Below are 21023 nucleotides of genomic sequence, written 5' to 3'. Positions count from 1 at the left end.
ACGTCTTAATCCTTAAGTAATTTCTGCAAAATACCAACTTCAAGCTGGCGACGGTTATTTTGTAGCTTCTTTATTAGCTCGTCTTCGTGGTGCCATATGCGTTGAAGCTGGCCAATCTGATGCTGCGTTTCTATCGCGGGCACAGGTATCGTGACTTGCATTAATGCTGCTTTAGTAATCAACTGGATGTTTGAACCGCTACGCTGAAACTCCAGCTGAATCATGGGTTGATTGAGGACCCAGCCCAAATACTCTGGGACAAATTCACTCTCTTTCCTTTTCAGCGTGACAACCAGAAACTGGTTAGTCGCAACGACAGGAATATCCCCACGGTAAACGGCAGCGGTATTGCGATTACCTCGAGCGGCAACCACAATCTGCCCCTGTTCCAGCAGCGGTGGTAAAGCATGTTGTTCCCAGGCAATCGCTGGTAAAACATCAGGGTCCCACTGCCAATCCAGTTCAATATCTTTAATCTGCAAGATGCGGACATCCCCTCCAGGCACAGGCGTTATTGCTTCCCTTAAGGTGTAGCCTGAACGGATATCTGCAATCTCACCTAATTTCTTTAGGGGTGTAGGCATATAGTCCTCTAATTATCGCGCCGTCCTTGGCGCACAAACTCACAACTACAAATTACTTTGAATCCATTGAGATACTTCATTGGAAAGCCCATACCACGCGGCTTCTCCTTGCAAACGAGTTACCAAAATCCCATCATCCCTGTCCATTACCGTGGTGAGGTAATCACGTACCTGAGGCGCCGTTTGATTGGTAACGATAATCCAGACAGATTCGAGAGGATGGCACCAAGTTCCATAGGACTTGATGCGCTCAATTAGTGAGGAATAGTCTTTCTGCTTACGCAGATCGTAGTTGATTTGATATACTGACATAGATGTGATCTCCTGATTTTCGACATTGGGATTTATATCATCGCGACAGGTTGCAGCCTGTCGCACGACCACACTAGTATCTATAGAACTAGTACTGCAATAAAAGCATGGTCGATTTGTTTATGATGAAGCAAAAAAAATTAGCCGTCAACAACTAAAATATGTGCAGTACAAACTCTATAGACAGCATCTATGAAGTCTGGCATCGAATCATTGGCGATAAATTTGGTTATAATTTGCGCAATCTGTCTTTTTAGGACGGCTTAAGTATTGAAGCGAATATATTATTTGAGTTTTCTAAGGCTCTGTTTTTACGTAAAATTTATCGGTTATAACTGATCCATTGATCGTCAATCCATCAATGTAATCCCCATACCACTGCATCATCTCCCGCCTACCTTCCAGATACTGCGCATGGTTATAGGTGCCACGAATGGCATTCTTATCCACATGGGCCAGCTGCGTCTCAATCCATGCTGAATTGAAACCCTCTTCGTGCAGGATTGTGCTCATGGTGTGACGAAAACCATGCCCCGTCAGCCTCCCCTTGTACCCCAACAGCTCAATCACCTGATTTACACTCTCCTTCGAGATTGGTTTTGTCCGGTCATTCCTGCCAATAAATACTAACGGATACATGCCGGTAATCGGCTTCAGCGACTGAAACAGCCCCACAACCTGCTCAGATAACGGAACGATATGGGGTCGCTTCATCTTCATTACTTCAGCAGGGATTTCCCAAAGCCGCTTTTCAAAATCGATATCCTCCCAACGGGCAAAACGCAATTCCTGAGTACGCACTCCGGTCCGCATGATGATCTGTGTCGCCGTTTTAGTAATGATGCTGCCGGTATAACCCGCCAGATCTTTCAGGAAGTGAGGCAGCTCTTCTGCCGTAAGGAACGGAAAGTGGGTTTTCTTTGGAGTAGCCAGCGCAGTGGCAAGGTCAGGAGCCGGATTGTACTCTGCACGCCCGGTAACGATGGCATAGCGAAAGACTTCGCCACAGCGCTGGCGCACCTTACGCATCTTCTCCAGTGCGCCACGCTTTTCCATGCGGCGCAGGGCTTCCAGTAGCTCCATCGGTTTGATTTCAGCAATGGGGCGCTGACCGATGTAAGGAAAAATATCTTTCTCGAACGTATCGATAATTTCGTCACGATAGCGCGGTGACCAGCGATCGGCTTTCTGCTTATGCCATTCACGGGCAATGGCATCAAAAGTGTTATCAAAAGAAAGCTTCTGCGCCAACTTCTCTGCTTTCTTAACTTCCCCAGGATCGCTCCCAGCAGCTAATAGCTTACGGGCTGCATCTCTTTTCTGACGTGCATCAGCCAGAGAGATATCAGGATAGACACCAATCGAAAGCATCTTTTCTTTACCGGCATAACGATATTTCAAGCGCCAGTATTTTGAACCATTGGCATTGATCAGCAGATACATGCCACCGCCGTCCGTCAGCTTGTAAGCTTTATCCATCGGCTTGGCTGTTTTTACTTTTATGTCCGTAAGAGGCATATCCATCACCATTAAAAATACGAGTAGCGGCATGCGAGATGGCATGCCAGTTCAGGGCTGAATGAGTGGCAAAACAGATTTGGGGGTGTCAAAAAAGAGCATACAATTTTACACCCCCTTTAGCACCCCCAAATGTTTATTGATAGGGGTAGAATCCAGTTGACTCCCAGAGAGGATAGAAAGAGGTTATTCCAGTGAAATAGGGGGTTTAGTTGAATGTGAGGGAGTTTGAGAGAGCTAAAGTGGCGGAAGATCACAGGAGTCGAACCTGCCCAGGACCGCTGGCGGCCCCAACCGGATTTGAAATCCGGCCGCCTCACCGGAGACGACGATCTTCCTTTGAAGATGCCGCAGGAGTATAGCGACAATCGCGGCGGAATTCTTGATCTTAGCCGTGCGTCACAGCACGTTTTCACCGTGAAGCTGCCGATACTCCTTTGGCGTATTGGCATAACTCTTCTTAAACACCGAATAGAAATATTGCAGCGATGGGTAGCCACACATTTGTGAGATCTCATTGATGCTCAGTGACGAACACGCCAGCAGCTCGCGCGCTTTCTCCAGCTTTTCGCGGTGAATCATGGCGTGAATGGTGTCGCCGGTTTCATCGCGGAAGCGTTTTTCCAGATTCGATCGCGAGATGCCGATGGCATCCAGCACTTGTTCAACTTTAATGCCTTTGCAGGCGTTAAAGCGGATGTAGTGCATCGCCTGAATCACCGCCGGGTCGTGCAAGGAGCGGAAGTCGGTGGAGCGGCGCGCAATCACTTTTACTGGTGGCACCAGAATTCGTTGCAGTTGCAGAGGCTGATTATCCAGCAGGCGATGCAGCAGTTTTGCTGCCTGATAACCCATCTGACGCGAACCCTGCGCCACGGATGAGAGCGCCACGCGCGACAGATAACGCGTTAACTCCTCGTTATCGATACCGATCACCGTGAGCTTTTCCGGCACCGGAATTTTGAGGTATTCGCAGGCCTGCAGCAGATGGCGAGCACGGGCATCGGTGACGGCGATGATGCCGGTTTGCTGCGGCAACGTTTGCAGCCAGTCAGCCAGGCGGTTTTGGGCGTGCTGCCAGTTTTTCGGTGCTGTTTCCATGCCCTGATAGACCACACCCTGATAACGTTCACGCGCCACCAGCTGGCGAAACGCATGTTCACGCTCTTGCGCCCAGCGTTTGCCGCTGGCTGCGGGTAAACCATAGAAAGCAAAGCGGTTTACGCCTTTCTCTTTCAAATGCAAAAAGGCGCTCTCGACCAGCGCGGCGTTGTCGGTGGCGATGTAATGCACGGGCGGATAGTCCTGCGGCTGATGGTAGGATCCGCCGACGCCGACAATCGGCACCGACACGTTCGCCAGCAGTTTCTCAATCGAAGGATCGTCGTAATCGGCGATAACCCCATCGCCCAGCCATTCCCGGATGTTGTCGATGCGGCAACGAAAATCCTCTTCAATGAAAATGTCCCAATCCGTTTGAGATGCCTGTAAATATTCACCGACGCCCTCAACCACCTGGCGGTCATAGACCTTATTGGCGTTGAACAGCAACGTAATGCGAAAGCGTTTTTCATGCATCGTGGCGCACTCTCCTAAATCGACAGCACCTTGCATAGCATGGCACGACGGACAGCAGAAAGAATTTGCGCCACATTGTGATCCCCCACGCGATTACACCCGGCGGCGCGTTGCGGTATCCATCCATACCGCCAGCAGCAGGATGGCGCCCTTGACGATGTACTGCCAGAAGGTCGGGACATCCATCATGCTCATGCCGTTATCCAGCGAAGCCATGATAAATGCGCCGATCACCGCGCCCGCCACCGAACCAACGCCGCCTGCCAGGCTGGTGCCGCCAATCACACAGGCAGCGATGGCATCCAGCTCGGCGATGTTGCCTGCCGAAGGCGAACCCGCGCCAAGGCGTGAGCTGAGAATCAGGCCCGCAATCGCCACCATCACGCCATTGATGGCGAAGACCGCCAGCTTGGTGCGGGCCACATTAATGCCGGAGAGGCGCGCGGCATCCAGGTTGCCACCGATGGCATAAATCCGGCGGCCAAAAGCCGTGCGCGTCGCCATAAACATGCCGCCGAGCAGCAGCAGTGCCAGCAGCAACACCGGCGTTGGTACGCCGCGATAATCGTTGAGCAGCCAGATCGCGCCTAATACCAGAACAGCGGTGATGACCTGTCGCACCAGCGCACCGCTGACGGAGGTTTGCGTCAGACCAAGCTGTTGGCGACGCAGACGTAAACGCCATTGCCAGAGGATGAACAGCGCCAAACCCGCAAAGCCGAAACCAAAACCGATCCCGCCAGGTAGATAGCTTTGCCCAATCTGCGACATCGCCGGGCTGGTGGGCGCTACGGTTGTACCGTCGGTGATGCCGACCAGAATGCCGCGAAACGCCAGCATTCCCGCCAACGTGACAATAAACGACGGGACTTTGCGATAGGCCACCCACCAGCCGTTCCAGGTGCCGAGCAGCAGGCCCATCACCAAAGTTACGACGATGGTGAGCGGCAGCGGCCAACCGAGCCAGACGTCAAAGATGGCCGCAGCACCGCCGAGCAAGCCCATCATTGAACCGACTGAGAGATCGATCTCCGCTGAGATAATGACGAACACCATGCCGACCGCAAGAATGCCGGTGATGGCGGTTTGGCGCAGCAGGTTGGAAACATTACGGGCGCTGAGCCACGCACCGTCGGTGGTCCAGGTGAAGAACAGGGCGATCAGCACAATCGCACCCAGCATTACCAGCACCTGCAAATCCGGCAGCGAGAATTTTCCCGGCGCACCTTTACCCGGCGTGGTGAGGCCGCGTTGCGTACTTTCGGTCTTAAACATAGTGTTCACTCCGCAGGGCGGCTTCCATCACCTGCTCCTGAGTCAGGTTATCGTTAATCAGATCGGCTTTGATTTTGCCTTCATGCATCACCAAAACCCGATCGCTCAGGCCCAGTACTTCGGGCAGCTCAGACGAAATGACAATCACGGCAATCCCTTGCTGCACTAGCGAGTTGATCAGCAGATAAATTTCCTGGCGCGCGCCCACATCAATGCCGCGCGTCGGCTCATCAAGAATTAAGATTTTTGGATTGAGCAGCAGGCATTTAGCCAGGATCGCTTTCTGTTGATTCCCACCGCTCAGGCGACCAATCGGCAGTTCCGCCGACGAGGTTTTCACCCGCAGGCGCGCAATGGCTTGGTTAATTGCCTGCTGTTCCTGCGCTTCATCCAGCAGCGAAAGGTGGGGAGAGAATTGATCCAGCGCGGCAAGCGTAATGTTTTTGCCCACGCCCATTAGCGGCACGATGCCATCCTTTTTGCGATCTTCCGGCACCATTGCGATGCCGTGAGCGATGGCGGCGCGGCAGTCATTGATACGGACTTTCTTGCCGTTGATGCGAATATCGCCCTGCCAGCGCCCCGGCCAAACGCCAAACAGACACTGCACGGTTTCGGTTCGCCCGGCACCGACCAGCCCCGCAATGCCAAGAATTTCGCCGCGCTTCAGGCTGAAAGAGACGTTATCCACCCGGCGAATATGGCGGTTAATGGGATGCCACGCCGTGAGGTTCTCCACCTGCAACAGGGTTTCGCCAATCTCGTGTGGGCTATGCGGATAGAGCGCCGTTAGCTCGCGCCCGACCATCATGGTGATGATGTCATCCTCACTCAGCCCGGCGGCCGCGCGGGTCGCGATATGCTGACCGTCACGGATCACGCAGATAGTGTCCGAAATCGCTTTAACTTCATTGAGTTTGTGCGAGATGTAGATGCAGGCGATGCCGTGCTCGCGCAGGTTTTTGATGATGCTCAGCAGCACCTCGGTTTCCTGTTCGGTAAGCGAAGAGGTCGGCTCGTCGAGGATTAGCAGGCGCACCTGTTTATTCAGGGCGCGTGCAATCTCCACCAGCTGTTGCTGGCCTAATCCCAGCTCTCCGACGCGTGTATCCGGCGAGACATGCAGCTTGACCCGCTCCAGCAGTTGCTGGCAGCGCAGCGTCATGGTTTCGTCATCCACCATGCCGAAACGCCCTAGCTCTGCGCCGAGGAAAATGTTCTCCATCACCGTCAGCTGCCGCACCAGCGCCAGCTCTTGATGGATGATCACGATCCCTTTGCGTTCGGTATCGCGAATGGTCTGCGCCTGAATCTCGTCGCCCGCAAAATGAATAGTGCCTTCGAAGTCACCGTGCGGATAGAGCCCGCACAGGATCTTCATCAGCGTCGATTTTCCCGAGCCGTTTTCGCCGCACAGCGACATCACTTCACCGGCTTCCAGCTGCAGGCTCACGTCATCCAGTGCTTTCACCGCGCCGAAACGTTTGGTGATATGGTTCATTTCCAGCAACATCGACCTATCTCCTTTGCGGGCTCGCGCCTCAGAGTTCGCTCTGTTTGTGGAAGCCGTCTTTGACTACCGTGCTTTCAATGTTGTCTTTGTTGACCGGAATAGGATTCAGCAGGCGCGATGGCACATCTTTCAGGCCGTTGTTCAGCTTGCTGTTGCTGGCGGGTTGCTTGTCGTCACCGAGTTCCACCGCGATTTTGGCCGCTTCGGTCGCCAGTTCGGTAATGGGTTTGTAGACCGTCATGGTTTGCGTGCCGTTCATAATGCGTTTGATGGCGGCGAGATCGGCATCCTGACCGGAGATCGCGACTTTGCCGGAAAGCCCCTGCGCGCTTAATGCCTGAATCGCACCGCCTGCGGTGGCATCATTCGACGCCACAACCGCATCAATGTGATTACTGTTCGCGGTTAAGGCGTTTTCCATTATTTTCAGCGCATTTTCTGGCAGCCAGGCATCAACCCACTGATCGCCGACCACTTTAATACTGCCATTATCAATATAAGGTTTTAAAACTTTCATCTGGCCGGCACGGAACAGGCGCGCATTATTATCCACCGGCGATCCGCCCATCAGGAAGTAATTACCTTTAGGTACTTGCTTTACAATACTTTCGGCCTGTAATTCGCCCACTTTTTCATTATCGAATGAGATATAAAAATCAATGTCGGCGTTATTTATCATGCGGTCATACGCCAACACTTTAATGCCTTCACGTTTCGCTTCCGCCACAACGTTACTTAAAACCTGGCCGTTATAAGGAATGATGACCAATACATCGACGCCGCGATTGATCATATTTTCAATTTGCGACATCTGCGTTTCTTCGTTGCCGTTGGCCGATTGCACAAACACTTTGGCGCCCAGCGATTCGGCTTGTTTAACAAAGATATCGCGATCTTTTTGCCAGCGTTCCAGACGTAAATCATCAATAGCCATACCGATTTTGACTTCTTTAGCGCTACCCGCGTGACTAAACAGGGCCAGAGCCGCGCAGGCGGCCAACAGTGATTGTTTCATGTTCATGGTATTAATCCTGTAGGTTGAGGCTGTTGTCGTTGTAAGGCTTATAACCAGGCCGATGAATTGTTGCCCTGAGTTTCAGGTGACATCAATTACTGATTTTTATCCGGCTATTACGTTTTTTGGTTTATTTGCGATTTTATGAGCGCGATCGATATTTCAACGCTTTCAGAAAAAACGAAGTCGAGAAGACTGAATGAAAATAACGACATTATTTTGCGAGCTGGCGCACAAATAATAATTATCTTACGTTGAGTGTTAAATATCGTAATTGAGCAGCAGTAAATTACATCATCACAATAACCGCTCAAAGCTGACCATTCGGGTCCTCATGCTAAGGAGCTAACTATGCACGCCTATTTCGACCAGCTTGATCGCGTTCGTTATGAAGGGAGTAATACCCGCAATCCTCTGGCGTTTCGTCATTACAACCCGGACGAAGTGATTCTCGGTAAAACCATGGCGGAGCATCTGCGCTTTGCGGCCTGTTACTGGCATACCTTCTGCTGGAACGGCGCGGATATGTTTGGCGTTGGGGCATTTGATCGTCCGTGGCAGAAGCCGGGAGATGCGCTGGAGCTGGCGAAACAAAAGGCCGATGTCGCCTTTGAGTTCTTTCATAAACTGAATGTGCCTTATTACTGCTTCCATGATGTGGATGTCTCACCGGAAGGCTATTCGCTGAAAAGCTATCGCGAAAACTTTGCCGTGATGACGGATAAGTTGCTTGAAAAGCAGCAGGAAACCGGCGTGAAACTGTTGTGGGGAACCGCCAACTGCTTTACCCATCCGCGTTACGGTGCGGGTGCGGCAACCAATCCAGATCCGGAAATTTTTTCCTGGGCCGCCAGCCAGGTGTGCAGCGCCATGCAGGCCACGCAAACTCTGGGCGGTGAGAACTATGTGCTGTGGGGCGGGCGCGAAGGGTATGAAACCTTACTCAACACCGACCTGCGCCAGGAGCGCGAGCAGATTGGCCGATTTATGCAGATGGTGGTGGAGCACAAACATAAGATCGGTTTCCATGGCATGTTGCTGATCGAACCCAAGCCGCAGGAGCCGACAAAACATCAGTATGACTATGATGTCGCGACGGTTTATGGCTTCCTGAAGCAGTTCGGGCTGGAGAAAGAGATCAAAGTGAATGTGGAAGCCAACCACGCAACGCTGGCGGGGCACTCATTCCACCATGAGATCGCAACGGCCATCGCGCTGGGCATTTTTGGCTCGGTGGATGCTAACCGTGGCGACATGCAGTGTGGCTGGGATACCGACCAATTCCCGGTCAGCGTGGAAGAGAATGCGCTGGTGCTGTACGAAATTATCAAAGCGGGCGGATTCACCACCGGCGGCTTAAACTTTGATGCCAAAGTCCGCCGCCAGAGCACCGACAAATATGATCTGTTTTACGGCCATATCGGCGCAATGGATACCATGGCGCTGGCGTTAAAAGTCGCGGCCCGCATGGTGGCGGATGGCGAGCTGGATAAGCGCGTGGCACAACGCTACAGCGGCTGGAACGGTGAGTTCGGACAGCAGATTCTGAAGGGTGAATTTTCCCTCGCCGCACTGGCAGAACAGGCGCAGCAACAGCAATTCAATCCACAACATCGTAGTGGACGCCAGGAACAGCTGGAGAATCTGGTGAATCACTACTTGTTTGATTTTTAACTTTTCAGGAGCGCAGCATGGTTATCGGCATCGATTTAGGCACCTCCGGCGTGAAAGTGGCGTTGCTGGATGCGCACGGCAAAGTGATTGCAGTGGAGAGTGCGCCGCTGGAGGTGTCGCGGCCGCAGCCGTTATGGAGCGAGCAAGATGCCGAAAGCTGGTGGCAGGCGACGGATCGTGCCATGCAGGCGCTGGCGCAGCAGCACGATCTCAGCGGCGTGAAGGCGATTGGCCTGAGTGGGCAGATGCACGGTGCCACCTTGCTGGATAGCGAGAATCGGGTGCTGCGTCCGGCGATTTTGTGGAATGACGGTCGCAGCGGCGAGCAGTGTCAGGAACTGGAGAAGCGCGTGCCGGATTCGCGACGCATCACCGGCAATCTGATGATGCCCGGCTTTACCGCGCCAAAGCTGCTGTGGGTGAAACAGCATGAGCCGCAGGTGTTTGATCAGGTGGCTAAAGTGCTGCTGCCAAAAGATTATCTGCGCTTCCGCATGAGCGGCGACTTCGCCAGCGATATGTCGGACGCGGCGGGAACGATGTGGCTGGATGTGGCGCAGCGCGACTGGAGCGATGAGATGCTCAGCGCCTGCGAGTTGCAGCGCAGCCAGATGCCGCAACTGTTTGAAGGCAATCAGATCACCGGCACGTTGTTGGCAGAGGTCGCCGCGCGTTGGGGCATGCAAAAAGTGCCGCTGGTGGCGGGTGGCGGCGATAATGCGGCGGGCGCGGTGGGTGTCGGCATGGTCGAGCCGGGACAAGGCATGCTGTCGCTCGGCACGTCGGGCGTCTATTTCCTGGTGAGCGACGGCTATCTCAGCAATCCACAGCGTGCGGTGCACAGCTTCTGCCACGCGCTGCCGCAGCGCTGGCATTTGATGTCGGTGATTTTGAGCGCGGCTTCCTGTCTCGATTGGGCAGCGGCGCTGACCGGCTGCGCCGATGTACCGCAACTGCTGAGTGAGGCGGAAAATGCGCGCAGCGATGTGCCGCCAGTGTGGTTCCTGCCTTATCTCTCTGGTGAACGCACGCCGCATAATAATCCGCAGGCGCAGGGCGCGTTCTTTGGTTTAACGCATCAGCATGGCCGACCAGAACTGGCGCGCGCGGTGCTGGAAGGCGTGGGCTTCGCGCTTGCCGAAGGCATGGATGCGGTGCATGAGTGCGGCGTGCAGCCGAAAACCGTGATGCTGATTGGCGGCGGCGCGCGCAGTGCGTACTGGCGTCAGATGCTGGCGGATATTAGCGGGCAGACGTTGGATTATTGTCATGGCGGCGAAGTTGGCCCGGCGCTGGGTGCAGCGCGACTGGCGCAGCTGGCGATAGATCCGGCGAGCGAATGGCCGTCGCTTGAACTGGCGCAGCGGCATCAACCGGATGCGGCACGCCATCAGGCGTATCAGCCGCAGCGCGAAGTGTTTGCGCGTTTGTATCAGCAGCTGCAGCCGTTGATGTCTTGATGTGGGAGGGTGATGGCTGGATTTGGCAGAGTGTTGGGGGTTTTATCAGGTATTATTGGGTGATTCTGTTGAATCGAGTGGCCTGATTTGGTCGCCATGAATGGCGACCCTACATGTAGGGTTGGCATTTATGCCAACCTGGCCGAATACCGTACCCAACTGATGGAGCCCACCATGCCGCAGTCCGTCTTCTTCCTCGTGCTTCCCGGCGTGATGGCGCTGGATCTCACTGGCCCTGCTGAAACCCTGCAGCTGGCCGACGGCCACTTTGCGCTGCATTACATTGGCCCGCAGCCGAGTGTGCTGTGCTCCACCGGCATGACTATCGCTGATATCGCGCCGTTGCCCGCGCAACTGCCGGAAAACAGCCTGCTGGTGGTGCCTGGCGTATACAATTCGCGCGTCTGTTTCGATACCGAACCGGCAGCCATAGCGCGTGACTGGCTACGCCAGCAGCAAACGGCGATTACCGATCAGCGCATCACGCTAGTGTGCATCTGTTCCGGCGCATTGCTCTCGGCGCAGGCAGGATTGCTGGATGGAATTCAGTGCACCACGCATCACGATGTATTACCGCGCCTGAAAGCGGCAGCACCGGCGGCGTTAGTGAAAGATAATCGGGTTTTCGTCGAAGATGGCGGCATCTGGACCAGCGCGGGGATTACTGCGGGTATCGATCTGGCGCTGCACCTAATCAATAGATTATGCGGTGCGCCGCAGGCACTGAAAGTGGCGCGCGAAATGGTGGTGTGGTTCCGCCGTTCCGGCGACGATCCGCAGCTTTCGCCGTGGCTGCGCTATCGCAATCATATGCATCCGGCAATTCATCGCGCGCAGGATGTGATGATTGCCCATCCCGAACACGACTGGTCGCTTACTGCCCTGGCCGAGCGGGCGCACGTCAGCGAGCGTCATCTTACGCGCCTGTTTCGCCAGCATCTTGGCATCAGCGTGCGCGAGTACCACGAACAGCTGCGCTTAGTGATTGCGCGGCAACGTCAGCAGCAGGGCGAAGCGGCGGAGAAAGCGGCGCTGGCCGCCGGATTCTCCTCGGCCCGCCAGCTGCGCCGCGCGCACCAGCGCTGGGACGATCAGCTCACCAGATGACGCTTATCCACGCGCTGTAAGCCCATCGCCAGCAGCAGGCTGCCGATCAGCGTCACGCCCATCACCCACGGCAAATCGAGCCACGGACGCGACATATCGTCGTAGTGATTGGTGCGCAGAAAGTGGATAAACAGCGCGTGAAAGCCGTATATCGGCAGTGAATAGCGCGAGATGGTGGCAAGTCCCGGCAGCGCGCGCTGATTCAGCGTATTTTTGAACAGAATCAACAAGCTGATGGCGGCAATAAATACCAGTGGCCCGCAGTAGAGATACCAGGTATCGTTGAACGCGCCGTTGATTTTCAGCATCTGTTTGGTGCCGAGCGCAATGCCAATCACGCAGGCAACAAAGCCCAATCCCGCCAGCCAGCTGATGCTGCGCTTGTCGGTCTCCATGCAGCCAATCGCACGTCCGAGCAGCGCATACAGCAGGTAATAGATGCTGTCGCCGCTGACATACAGATTCACCGGCAGCCAGTGAAACGGCCCCAGCGATTGGCTCACGGTATTCGGATTCGCCAGCACCGCCAGTACGATCACCAGCATGGCGACATAGCGCGGCGCCACGCTTTTCACCTGAATCAGCGGGGATAACAGATAGATGCCGATAATGGCGAAGAAGAACCACAGGTGATAGAACACCGGTTTTTGTAGCAGCTTGAGCAGCGATCGCCCTTCATTGATTGGCGTTAGCCAGGTGATATAGACCAGTGCTACCGCGCTGTAGAACAGCAGGCACAGCACGATGCGCAGCAGATGCCGCCCTTGCGCGCTGCGTTCACCGAAAAACAGATAGCCTGAGATCATAAAGAACAGCGGCACACAGACGCGTGATGCCGAGTTAAGCAGGTTCGCCATATCCCAGCTCATGTCTGTCACCGCCATAGGTCCGGTGATGTACCAGGTTGTGGTGTGAATAACGATCACCATCAGGCAGGCAACCGCACGTAAGTTATCGATCCAGTAAATTTTTTGCTGCATGGCGTCCTCTTGCATTTGCTGCGAAGAAGGGTAGCCAGTGAGCCGCGCGGCAACAACCTTTTGCGCTGTAATTCAGATCACTCTGTTACCAGGTCGCCATAAATGGCGACCCTACAAAAACAATGCCGATCCGACGTAGGGTCGCCATTCATGGCGACCTTGCTAACCGCGCACCAAAAACTTCTCGATCACCGCTTCGTCGGGCTCAACGCCGAGGCCCGGCTCGCCTGGCAGCCACGCGTAACCGTCGGCGATGCGCACCGGATTCTTCGCCAGCGAGCGGCTAATCTCGCCCGGCTCGACGCAATACTCCATCACCAGCGCATTCTCAATCGCGCAGAGGAAATGCAGCGAAGCAGCGGTATTAATGTCAGTGGTGAAGTTGTGGTTGCACACTTTGCGTCCGCGGCTATGCGCGTAGCTGGCGATCTCCATTGCCTGGGTGAAGCCGGTGCGCGTCAAATCTATCTGCACGATATCGATGCTGCCTTCGTCAATCAGACGCTGGAAGCCGACCACGGAACACTCTTGCTCACCGGCGGCGATATGTTGCTGGCACGCGGCGGAAACCTGGCCGTAACCGGCGTAGTTATCCGGATGCAGCGGCTCTTCAATCCAGAACAGATTGAGATGTTCATAGCGCTGGCTGCGGCGGATGGTGGTTTTGGCATCCCACACGTGGCCGACATCCAGCATCAGATCCACGTTATCGCCCATCGCTTTACGTAGCGCCTCGAGATAACGCAGATCCAGCGCTTCGTCGTTGCCAAACGGCTCCCAGCCAAACTTCACGCCGCTATGACCGGTATCAATCGCATGTTGCGCGCGCGCGACTGTCTCTTCGACGCTGAACTGAAACATATTGGAGGAGTAAACGCGCATCTTGTCGCGCATCGCGCCGCCCAGCAGTTCAACAATCGGCTTGCCGAGCGCTTTGCCTTTGATATCCCATAACGCGATATCGATGCCGGCCATCGCCTGCAAAACCGCGCCGCTGCGACCGTAGTAGATAGTGGCTTTGTGCATCTTCTTCCATAAACGGCCGGTTTCCAGCGGGTTTTCGCCGATCAACAGCGATTTCAGGCCGGTGACCATGGTATGCGAATAGGGCGCTTCGATGATGGCTTTGGTGACATACGGGCTGCCATCCACTTCGCCCCAGCCGGTGATGCCGGCATCGGTGGTGATTTTGATCAGCAGCGCATCCTGAGAGCTGTCGGTGCGCTGCTCAATCACTGGCAGGCGCAGGTAAAACGCCTCAACATTAATGATTTTCATGGTGTTTTCCCTGGTGTAAAGGCAATGCGAAATTAGCCGAGAGCGGAACGGTGCTGGCGGCGTTGGGTAATCAGGGTTTCGTAATCCACGTCCAGCGCCTGAATGCGGATGTGATTCTCAACCTCGTCGGTCATTTTGGCGATGTCGCCATCGGCAAAGACATTAATCAGCCGTTGGTGCTCCTCGATGATGTCGCTCATTGATTTGCCCATGGTGGAGAGACCGAAAATCACCGTCAGCTGACGGGCAATCGACTCCCACAAATTGCTCAGCACCGGGTTGTGCGCAAAGCTGCACAGCGTGCGGTGAAAATCGGTATCGGCGGAGGCAAAACCGTAAACGTCGTCGTTTTGCATCATCGCCTGCATCTGCGCCACGCCTTGATACAGCTGATTAAGCTGCTCGGCGCTGTTGCGTCCGGCCTCAATCGCGCGGCGACAGGCCAGCGTCTCGAGCGGGATGCGCACATCGATAATCTGCTCCAGCCGCTGATGCGAAATTTCCATCAGGCGAATGCCTTTGTATGGCTCGCTGGTGACGATGCCCTGGCTCTCCAGAATGCGCAGCGCCTCACGAATCGGCACGCGGCTCATGCCGAGCTTAGCCACCAACTCCGGTTCCGCGATGCGGTCGCCGGGCAGGATCAGGCCGCGCGAGGCGGCGCTGAGAATGGCATCCACGGCGTGATCGACCAGCGTGCGCGGACGCGCGGTATTCCAGCTGTTATCGGTGGCCGCGTCCTGCGCCAGCGGGGCGCTGTTTTTACGACTAGCGGTAGAAGGTTTTCCTGCCATGTTATTTGTCCTGTTTAAACCTGTCGGGTCACGAACTGACCGAAGCCGGGTTCAACCTGCATCTGGTCATCCTGGAATACCGTGACGCCACGAATCAATGTGCGCACCACTTTACCCTGACAGCGCATCCCTTCAAATGCGCTCCACTTGCCGAGTCCCTGAAAATTCGTGCCGCTCACTGTCCAACTCTGGCTAGCGTCGTAGAACACCAAATCGGCGTCGAAGCCAGGCGCAATCGCCCCTTTTTTGCCCCACAGCTGGAAGGCTTTGGCCGGTCCGCTGGCGGTCATGCGCGCAAACTCGCTGAGCGCCACGCCACGTTCTATGTGGGCCGCACTGAAGAACATCGGGCTGAGGGTTTCCACGCCGGTTAATCCCATGCCTGCATCCCAGATGCTGGCTTCACCCGCCTGCTTTTGTGCGGGCGTGTACGGACAATGGTCGGAGGCGATCATGTCAATATCGCCGCGCAGCAGCACCTGCCACAGCGCATCCACCACCGGACGCGGGCGGATCGGCGGGCCGCAGCGCGCATTGGGCCCGATGCGCACCAAATCGTCTTCATCGAGCAGTAAATAGTGCGGACAGGTTTCGAAGCTGGCGCGTACGCGGCCTTTAGCGGCGACGATAGTTTCTGCCGCGCGCGCCGAGCTGACGTGCACGATATGGCAGCGCGCGCCGGTCTCTTCGGCAATCGCTAACACGCGTCCCACCGCTTCGATCTCGGCGATTTCCGGGCCCGCCAGCGCGTGCGCGCGTGCATCTTTGCGTCCGGCACGACGCTGTTCGCTGCCAGCCCCGATCAGAATCTCGTGGTTTTCCGCGTGCACACCAATCAGCCCGTCGAAAGTGGCCAGCTCGCGCATGGCACGCAGCAAACCGTCATCGTCGAGACGCGGCAAACCTTTCTCGTCGGTGGCGTCGCCGTTGGGCGCGCCGCTGCACAGGAAGGCTTTGAAGGCCAGCGCACCGGCCTGATCCAGCGCCGCCAGTTCATGCACGTTGCGACCATCCAGTCCAGCCCACATTGCGTAATCCACCGAGCAGTTGTCTGCCAGCCAGCTTTTCTTGGCGCTGAAGTTAGCCAGCGATGTCGCTGGTGGCAGCGAATGCGGCATTTCGACGATGGTGGTGACGCCGTGCGCCGCCGCACCGCGCGTGCCTTCGCGCAGTTCCTGCTCGGGGAAATCGTGCGAGCCGGTGAAATGGGTATGCACATCAATCGCGCCAGGCACGATGATTAAGCCACGCGCATCGATCACCTCGTCAACGCCGTGCGTGATGGCGCCAGGCGATAATACGCCGCTGATCTTGCCGTTTTCGATCAGCAGATCGGCCAGTTCAGCGCGGGTTTCTGTCACCACCAAACCATTAATAATCAGCTGTTTCATCACTCTGCTCCTGCCTGCGTCACCAGCGCCGCATACGGCACCGGCTGTGAAGAGTCGAGCCAGCCGATTGCAGTTAACAGCTGGCTGAAATGCGCAAACTCAGCGCGCGGAATCACGCAATCTGGCGCAAACACGCCGGCCTGTTGATAGGCGGCGAGGCCGCGCACCAGCGCATCGCGCGGATAATAGGGGTAAAAAGCCTTTACCTGTTGCGCTAACTCAATGGCGTCATGGCTCGCCATCCACGCCAGCGCCTGCGCAATGGCGCGGGAGAAGGCGGCGAAGGCAGCGGCTTTCTCCTGCAGCACATCGGCGCGGGCGATGTAGGCGCTCCACGGCACGTGACCGCATAAACTGGCGAGGCTGCTAATGCTGTGGAGTTGTCCGGCGGCGATGGCGGGCGCCAGCATATGCATGGCGTGCAGCGCATAATCCGCTGCGCCAAGGGCGACGGCGGCGAAATCCTGCGCCAGGTCGCCGCTGCCGGCGATCAGCTCGACATCATGCTGCAAACCGTGACGCGCCAGCAGCCAGCGGAACGTCAGCGTCGCGGTACCGACATTGCCGACATCCAGTACGCGTTTACCGCGCAGATCGCTGAGCTGAAAATCCGGCTGCGCCTGTGCCGCCGCAAGAAACCACGGATTGGCCGCCACCGAGGCGCAGAAACACTGCAACTCTGCGCCATGCTGCTGAAAATGCTTCATCACCACCATCGGGCCGCCGAGCGTGAGATCGGCGTCGCGGCTTAATACCGCTGGCACTTGCCCGCCTTGCACCGTGTGTCCGCCCGATTCGCTGGTGGTGAAGATCATCTGCAGCTGCTGCGCGGCAAACAGGCCAAGGCTCTGCGCCAGATAGTGCGCGCAGTAATAGATGCGGGATTCGCTGGCATCGCCTTGATTGAAAATCAATGTCTGCATTGCCACGTACCTCTTTAAATAGAGTTTTAATGCATTATTCGGTCGCCATGAATGGCGACCCTACGAATCAACTACTGCGGCATTACGGTGATGAAACTGCCGTTAAGGTTTGTCATATCGCTGACGCCGCACCAATGGCTGATCGCTGTGATTTCATTGATCCAGCCGGACAGCAGATCGAACACCGCGCTTTCGCCACCGGCGACTAACGCACTAATGATCGGTCGCACGCTGAGCGACAGCGACGCGCCGAGGCAGCGCGCCACCACCGCATCGCTGCCGCAGCGTACGCCGCCATCCAGCAGCAGCGGCAGACGCGTCACCGCCTGCAAATCAGGCAGCTGATCGACTGGCGTGGCCCAGCGCGCGCTCTGGCGCAGGCCAATGTTCGAGGCAATCAAACCGCTGACACCGTGCTGCGCGGCCTGCGCGGCATCGTCATGATGCAGAACGCCTTTCAGCCACAATGAGAGATGATGATTGGCGCAGTGCGCCGCCACTTCATCAATCTCCTGCCAGCGCCACACCGGAAAAGCCGGCAGTGGCGCAACGCCCGGCTGCGTGCCGCCGATGGTGTGCCAGCCGCGCTGTTTCAACGCATCACCAATCGAGAAGCCGCCGGGCTGTAATCCGGCAACCGGATGCACCGGTGCCAGCACCGTTAGCACGATATTTTTAAATCCGGCCTGCGCAGCCTGATCGATTAATCCTTTAATGCGGTCGACATCGCCCGCCGCACGCAGTTGCAGCCAGCAGCGATCGTACTCCGCACCAATCTGCTCTAGCGGCGTGACGGTCTCTTCGGAGATCACCAGCGGCAGCTGCAGACGTTTGCAGGCGCGCGCAATCGGCAACACACCTTCTTCATGGAAAATACGGTCACCGGCAAATGCGCCGACGCCAATCGGCGCGGACCAGTTTTGCTGGTGCAGAGAAATCTGCGTGTCGATGCTTTCATTGCCCTGCAGCACGCGCGGTAACAGACGAAAGCGGCGCAGCGCCTGCTGATTGGCATCGGGTTCGTTACCCAGCGCATCGGCCGGTTGGCCTTGCATATAGCGGAACAACGCATCGCCGAGGCGCTCGCGTGCCGTGAGTTCAAAGCGCATTGGCATGTTGCGCCTCCGCAGCATTTTCATGTTCAAGGAAGGTGGCAAACGCTGGCGTTTGCGGATTTTGCAGAATCGTCGGCGGGCCTTCTTCAATCAGCGCGCCGTTCTGCAGGAACACCACGCGATCGGCAACGCCCGCCGCAAACGCGATGTCGTGGGTGCTGATGATCATGGTGATGCCGGTTTGCGCCAGGCTGCGCATGGTTTGGTTCACTTCGCGCACCAGCTCGGGATCGAGCGCGGAAGTCGGCTCATCAAACAGCAGGATTTGCGGTTCTGCCGCCAGCGCGCGCGCAATGCCGACGCGCTGCTTCTGTCCGCCAGAAAGTTCATGCGGCAGCGAGGCGGCGAAATCTCCGAGTCCTACCATTTTCAACGCGCGCATCGCTTTGCCGCGCGCGATTTCCGGCTGTGCGCCCTGCACGCGCAGCAGAATGCTCATTACGTTTTCCAGCGCGGTGAGGTGATCAAACAGCGCGAAGTGCTGGAACACGATGCCAATGCCTGATTTGGCGCGGTTCATCGGCAGATGACGCTGCGCCAGTGCGCGACCGTTTTCGTCGCTGCCCATAAAGTGGCCTTCGGTTTGAATGGTGCCGCTGCTGCGTGGCGTCAGCGCCAGAATCGATTTCAGCAGCGTACTTTTGCCCGAACCGGAGCGACCGAGCAACACCACCACTTCGCCGCGACGTACGGTTAACGACAGCGATTTGAGTACCGCTTTACCGGCGTACTCGACGCACAGCTGATCCACTTCCAGTACCGGCGCGGCAGTTTGCGTATCCCAGCGCCGTTTCGGTAGCTGCATCGGCATCACTTCCGCTTCTGGCGGCAGTTTCGCCAGCCGCGCGCGTGCCCGACGTGCGCGTTCATCAAGGTTGTAGAACTTCTCCAGCCACCACTGACCGCCCGCCAGCAGCGTGGAAAGAATCAGGTAGATGCCGCCCGAGGCGACCAGCACCGGAATAAACAGGAAGTTTTGCGACACAATCGCCTGGCCGCGCATCGTCAACTCATTGACGCCCACCACCGAAGCTAGCGAGGTCGATTTCAGCAATCCAACGGTTTCATTGCCCATGGTGGGCAGAATGGCGCGCAGCGCCTGCGGGATCACCACGTGAATCATCTCTTTGCTGCGTGAATAACCGAACGCCTGCGCTGCCATGCTTTGGTCGCGATCGGTCGCCATAATGCCGCCGCGAATGATTTCGGCGCAGAAGGCGGTTTCGTTGATCATCAGCGCAACAAGCGCGCTGGTGAACGGACTCAATCGCAGGCCAAATTCCGGCAGCACGTTGTACAGCAGAATCAGCTGCAGCAGCACCGGCGTGCCGCGCAGCGTATAGATGTAGATTTTCACCGGCACGCGAATAAACCAGTGCTTTGAGCTGCTGGCTAACGCCAGGAAAAAGCCAATCAAAATGCCGCCCGCCAGCGCGCCAACCAACAGCTGCACGGCGATAACAGCGCCTTCCCACAAGTAGGGGAAAGTCAGGTACTTAAGAAAATCATCCAAGGCGTTATCCTCCTCAACGCCTCGGTTTCGTCACCGAGGCGGCTGAGTTTATGCATTAACCACGCGCAACCACCGGACGTTCGGCAGCGCTGCCCTGGCCCCAGTAATCCAGCAGTTTTTTCTGTGTGCCGCTCTCCTGAATCACCTTCATCGCGTCCAGTACCGCCGCGCGCAGCGTGGCGTTGTCTTTGGCGATCGGGAAGCCAACCATGATCGGCAGATCCACGGTGAAGCCGCTTTGCAGCGATTTGTCCGCTTTGGCGATGGCGATGGCTGAACCGGCTTCGGTCAGATAAACGTCCGCGCGACCGCTTTTCACCGCCTGAATGCTGTTGTCGGTGTTTTGCACCATCAGCATGCTGACTTCGGGCTTACCGGCAGCGCTGCATTTGGCGCTTTGCTCCGGCACCAGTTTGTTGGCTTCGTAAGAACCCGCTGCGGCGGCGACGGTTTTGCCACACAGATCATCGACGCTGTTGATTTTCTTTGGGTTGCCTTGCGCCAGCACCGAGCCGTCTTGCACCTGCATCGAGGCGACGAAGGCGATCTGCTTCATGCGCTCTTCGGTGACGTACAGCATCGGGCCGATATCGGCGCGTCCGCTGGAGATTGAGGTGAGCAGCACGTTGAACGAGCCGCTTTGGTAGCTGTGTTTCGCGCCGAGGCAGCTGCTGATGCGCTCGAACAGTGAAGGATCGAGACCTTCAATGATGCTGGGATCTTTTTCCGATGGCGCTTCAAAGCCTTTGGTGTAGCCGCCGAGGCCAACCACCAGATCTTTGCCTTTCAGCGACGGATATTTGGTTTGCAGTGTTTTGCACTGCGCCATCGCCGCGAAGTCGCTGGCGGTAGGCGTGATGGGATCGGTGCTGGCTGCGTGGGCGCTGGAGATGCCCGCTAGTAAGCTGCCGCTGAGACCAGAGATTAACAAAGCAGTGCGTGCAAATTTCATAATAAGGTTCCCCTGATGCTGGTGAATGAGAAAGCGATGAC

18 protein-coding genes and 1 tRNA gene are annotated in these 21023 nt (G+C 56.4%); 3 read left to right on the top strand and 16 right to left on the bottom strand.

Features of this window, described 5'->3' with window-relative positions; translation table 11 throughout:
* Positions 1-5: 5 nt before the first annotated feature.
* The 8 genes from BM323_RS18995 to xylF all read right to left on the bottom strand — a co-directional run bounded on the left by BM323_RS18995 (position 6) and on the right by xylF (position 7801).
* A complete protein-coding gene (locus BM323_RS18995) occupies positions 6-584 on the bottom strand; it encodes a restriction endonuclease subunit S (protein ID WP_091004172.1) in 579 nt (192 codons plus the stop codon).
* Positions 585-629: 45 nt separating this feature from the next.
* Positions 630-896 carry a hypothetical protein gene (locus tag BM323_RS18990; protein WP_091004170.1) on the bottom strand — a complete coding sequence of 89 codons (267 nt, stop codon included), beginning with the start codon at positions 894-896 and terminating at the stop codon, positions 630-632.
* Positions 897-1193: 297 nt separating this feature from the next.
* On the bottom strand, positions 1194-2414 hold the full coding sequence (locus BM323_RS18985; RefSeq protein WP_091004247.1) for a tyrosine-type recombinase/integrase: 1221 nt from the start codon (positions 2412-2414) through the stop codon (positions 1194-1196).
* A gap of 243 nt (positions 2415-2657) precedes the next feature.
* Positions 2658-2752, bottom strand: a tRNA-Sec gene (locus BM323_RS18980).
* 61 nt (positions 2753-2813) lie between these two features.
* Positions 2814-3992 (bottom strand): D-xylose utilization transcriptional activator XylR, encoded by a 1179-nt coding sequence (gene xylR / locus BM323_RS18975; RefSeq protein WP_008105259.1) that lies wholly within the window; start codon positions 3990-3992, stop codon positions 2814-2816.
* Between the two features lie 93 nt (positions 3993-4085).
* Positions 4086-5267 carry a xylose ABC transporter permease XylH gene (gene xylH / locus BM323_RS18970; RefSeq protein WP_008105258.1) on the bottom strand — a complete coding sequence of 394 codons (1182 nt, stop codon included), beginning with the start codon at positions 5265-5267 and terminating at the stop codon, positions 4086-4088.
* A complete protein-coding gene (locus tag BM323_RS18965; protein WP_008105257.1) occupies positions 5260-6780 on the bottom strand; it encodes a xylose ABC transporter ATP-binding protein in 1521 nt (506 codons plus the stop codon). Before BM323_RS18965 ends, xylH begins: the two co-directional genes overlap by 8 nt.
* 28 nt (positions 6781-6808) lie before the next feature.
* Complete coding sequence (gene xylF / locus BM323_RS18960) at positions 6809-7801, bottom strand: D-xylose ABC transporter substrate-binding protein (RefSeq protein WP_008105256.1); 993 nt, start codon at positions 7799-7801, stop codon at positions 6809-6811.
* 345 nt (positions 7802-8146) lie between these two features.
* Between xylF and xylA the strand changes: the two genes are divergently transcribed.
* From xylA to BM323_RS18940, 3 genes are all read left to right on the top strand, one after another.
* Positions 8147-9469 (top strand): xylose isomerase, encoded by a 1323-nt coding sequence (gene xylA / locus BM323_RS18950; protein WP_008105255.1) that lies wholly within the window; start codon positions 8147-8149, stop codon positions 9467-9469.
* A gap of 17 nt (positions 9470-9486) precedes the next feature.
* A complete protein-coding gene (gene xylB, locus BM323_RS18945) occupies positions 9487-10929 on the top strand; it encodes a xylulokinase (RefSeq protein ID WP_008105254.1) in 1443 nt (480 codons plus the stop codon).
* Between the two features lie 174 nt (positions 10930-11103).
* Entirely contained in the window at positions 11104-12036 is a 933-nt protein-coding gene (locus tag BM323_RS18940; protein WP_008105253.1) for a GlxA family transcriptional regulator, read from the top strand.
* Here the strand turns inward: BM323_RS18940 and BM323_RS18935 are convergent.
* From BM323_RS18935 to BM323_RS18900, 8 genes are all read right to left on the bottom strand, one after another.
* Positions 12021-13016 (bottom strand): acyltransferase, encoded by a 996-nt coding sequence (locus BM323_RS18935; RefSeq protein ID WP_008105252.1) that lies wholly within the window; start codon positions 13014-13016, stop codon positions 12021-12023. The two genes, BM323_RS18940 and BM323_RS18935, sit on opposite strands and share 16 nt — an antisense overlap.
* A 162-nt stretch (positions 13017-13178) precedes the next feature.
* Positions 13179-14294 carry a mandelate racemase/muconate lactonizing enzyme family protein gene (locus tag BM323_RS18930; protein WP_008105251.1) on the bottom strand — a complete coding sequence of 372 codons (1116 nt, stop codon included), beginning with the start codon at positions 14292-14294 and terminating at the stop codon, positions 13179-13181.
* A gap of 32 nt (positions 14295-14326) precedes the next feature.
* Positions 14327-15088: a GntR family transcriptional regulator gene (locus BM323_RS18925; RefSeq protein ID WP_008105250.1), complete on the bottom strand. Its 762-nt coding sequence runs from the start codon at positions 15086-15088 to the stop codon at positions 14327-14329.
* Positions 15089-15102: 14 nt separating this feature from the next.
* Positions 15103-16479 carry a dihydroorotase gene (locus tag BM323_RS18920; RefSeq protein WP_008105249.1) on the bottom strand — a complete coding sequence of 459 codons (1377 nt, stop codon included), beginning with the start codon at positions 16477-16479 and terminating at the stop codon, positions 15103-15105.
* On the bottom strand, positions 16479-17402 hold the full coding sequence (locus BM323_RS18915; RefSeq protein WP_008105248.1) for an ABC transporter substrate-binding protein: 924 nt from the start codon (positions 17400-17402) through the stop codon (positions 16479-16481). Before BM323_RS18915 ends, BM323_RS18920 begins: the two co-directional genes overlap by 1 nt.
* A 71-nt stretch (positions 17403-17473) precedes the next feature.
* Positions 17474-18517: an alpha-hydroxy acid oxidase gene (locus tag BM323_RS18910; protein ID WP_008105247.1), complete on the bottom strand. Its 1044-nt coding sequence runs from the start codon at positions 18515-18517 to the stop codon at positions 17474-17476.
* Positions 18501-20030 (bottom strand): amino acid ABC transporter permease/ATP-binding protein, encoded by a 1530-nt coding sequence (locus BM323_RS18905; RefSeq protein WP_008105246.1) that lies wholly within the window; start codon positions 20028-20030, stop codon positions 18501-18503. The genes BM323_RS18910 and BM323_RS18905 overlap by 17 nt, the downstream gene beginning before the upstream one ends.
* A gap of 55 nt (positions 20031-20085) precedes the next feature.
* Positions 20086-20982, bottom strand: coding sequence for a transporter substrate-binding domain-containing protein (locus BM323_RS18900; protein ID WP_008105245.1), 897 nt, complete (start codon positions 20980-20982; stop codon positions 20086-20088).
* Positions 20983-21023: the final 41 nt, after the last annotated feature.

Source organism: Pantoea sp. YR525 (genome assembly GCF_900116775.1).
Lineage (GTDB): Bacteria > Pseudomonadota > Gammaproteobacteria > Enterobacterales > Enterobacteriaceae > Pantoea > Pantoea symbiotica.
This window is presented reverse-complemented; position numbering and strand designations above follow the sequence as displayed.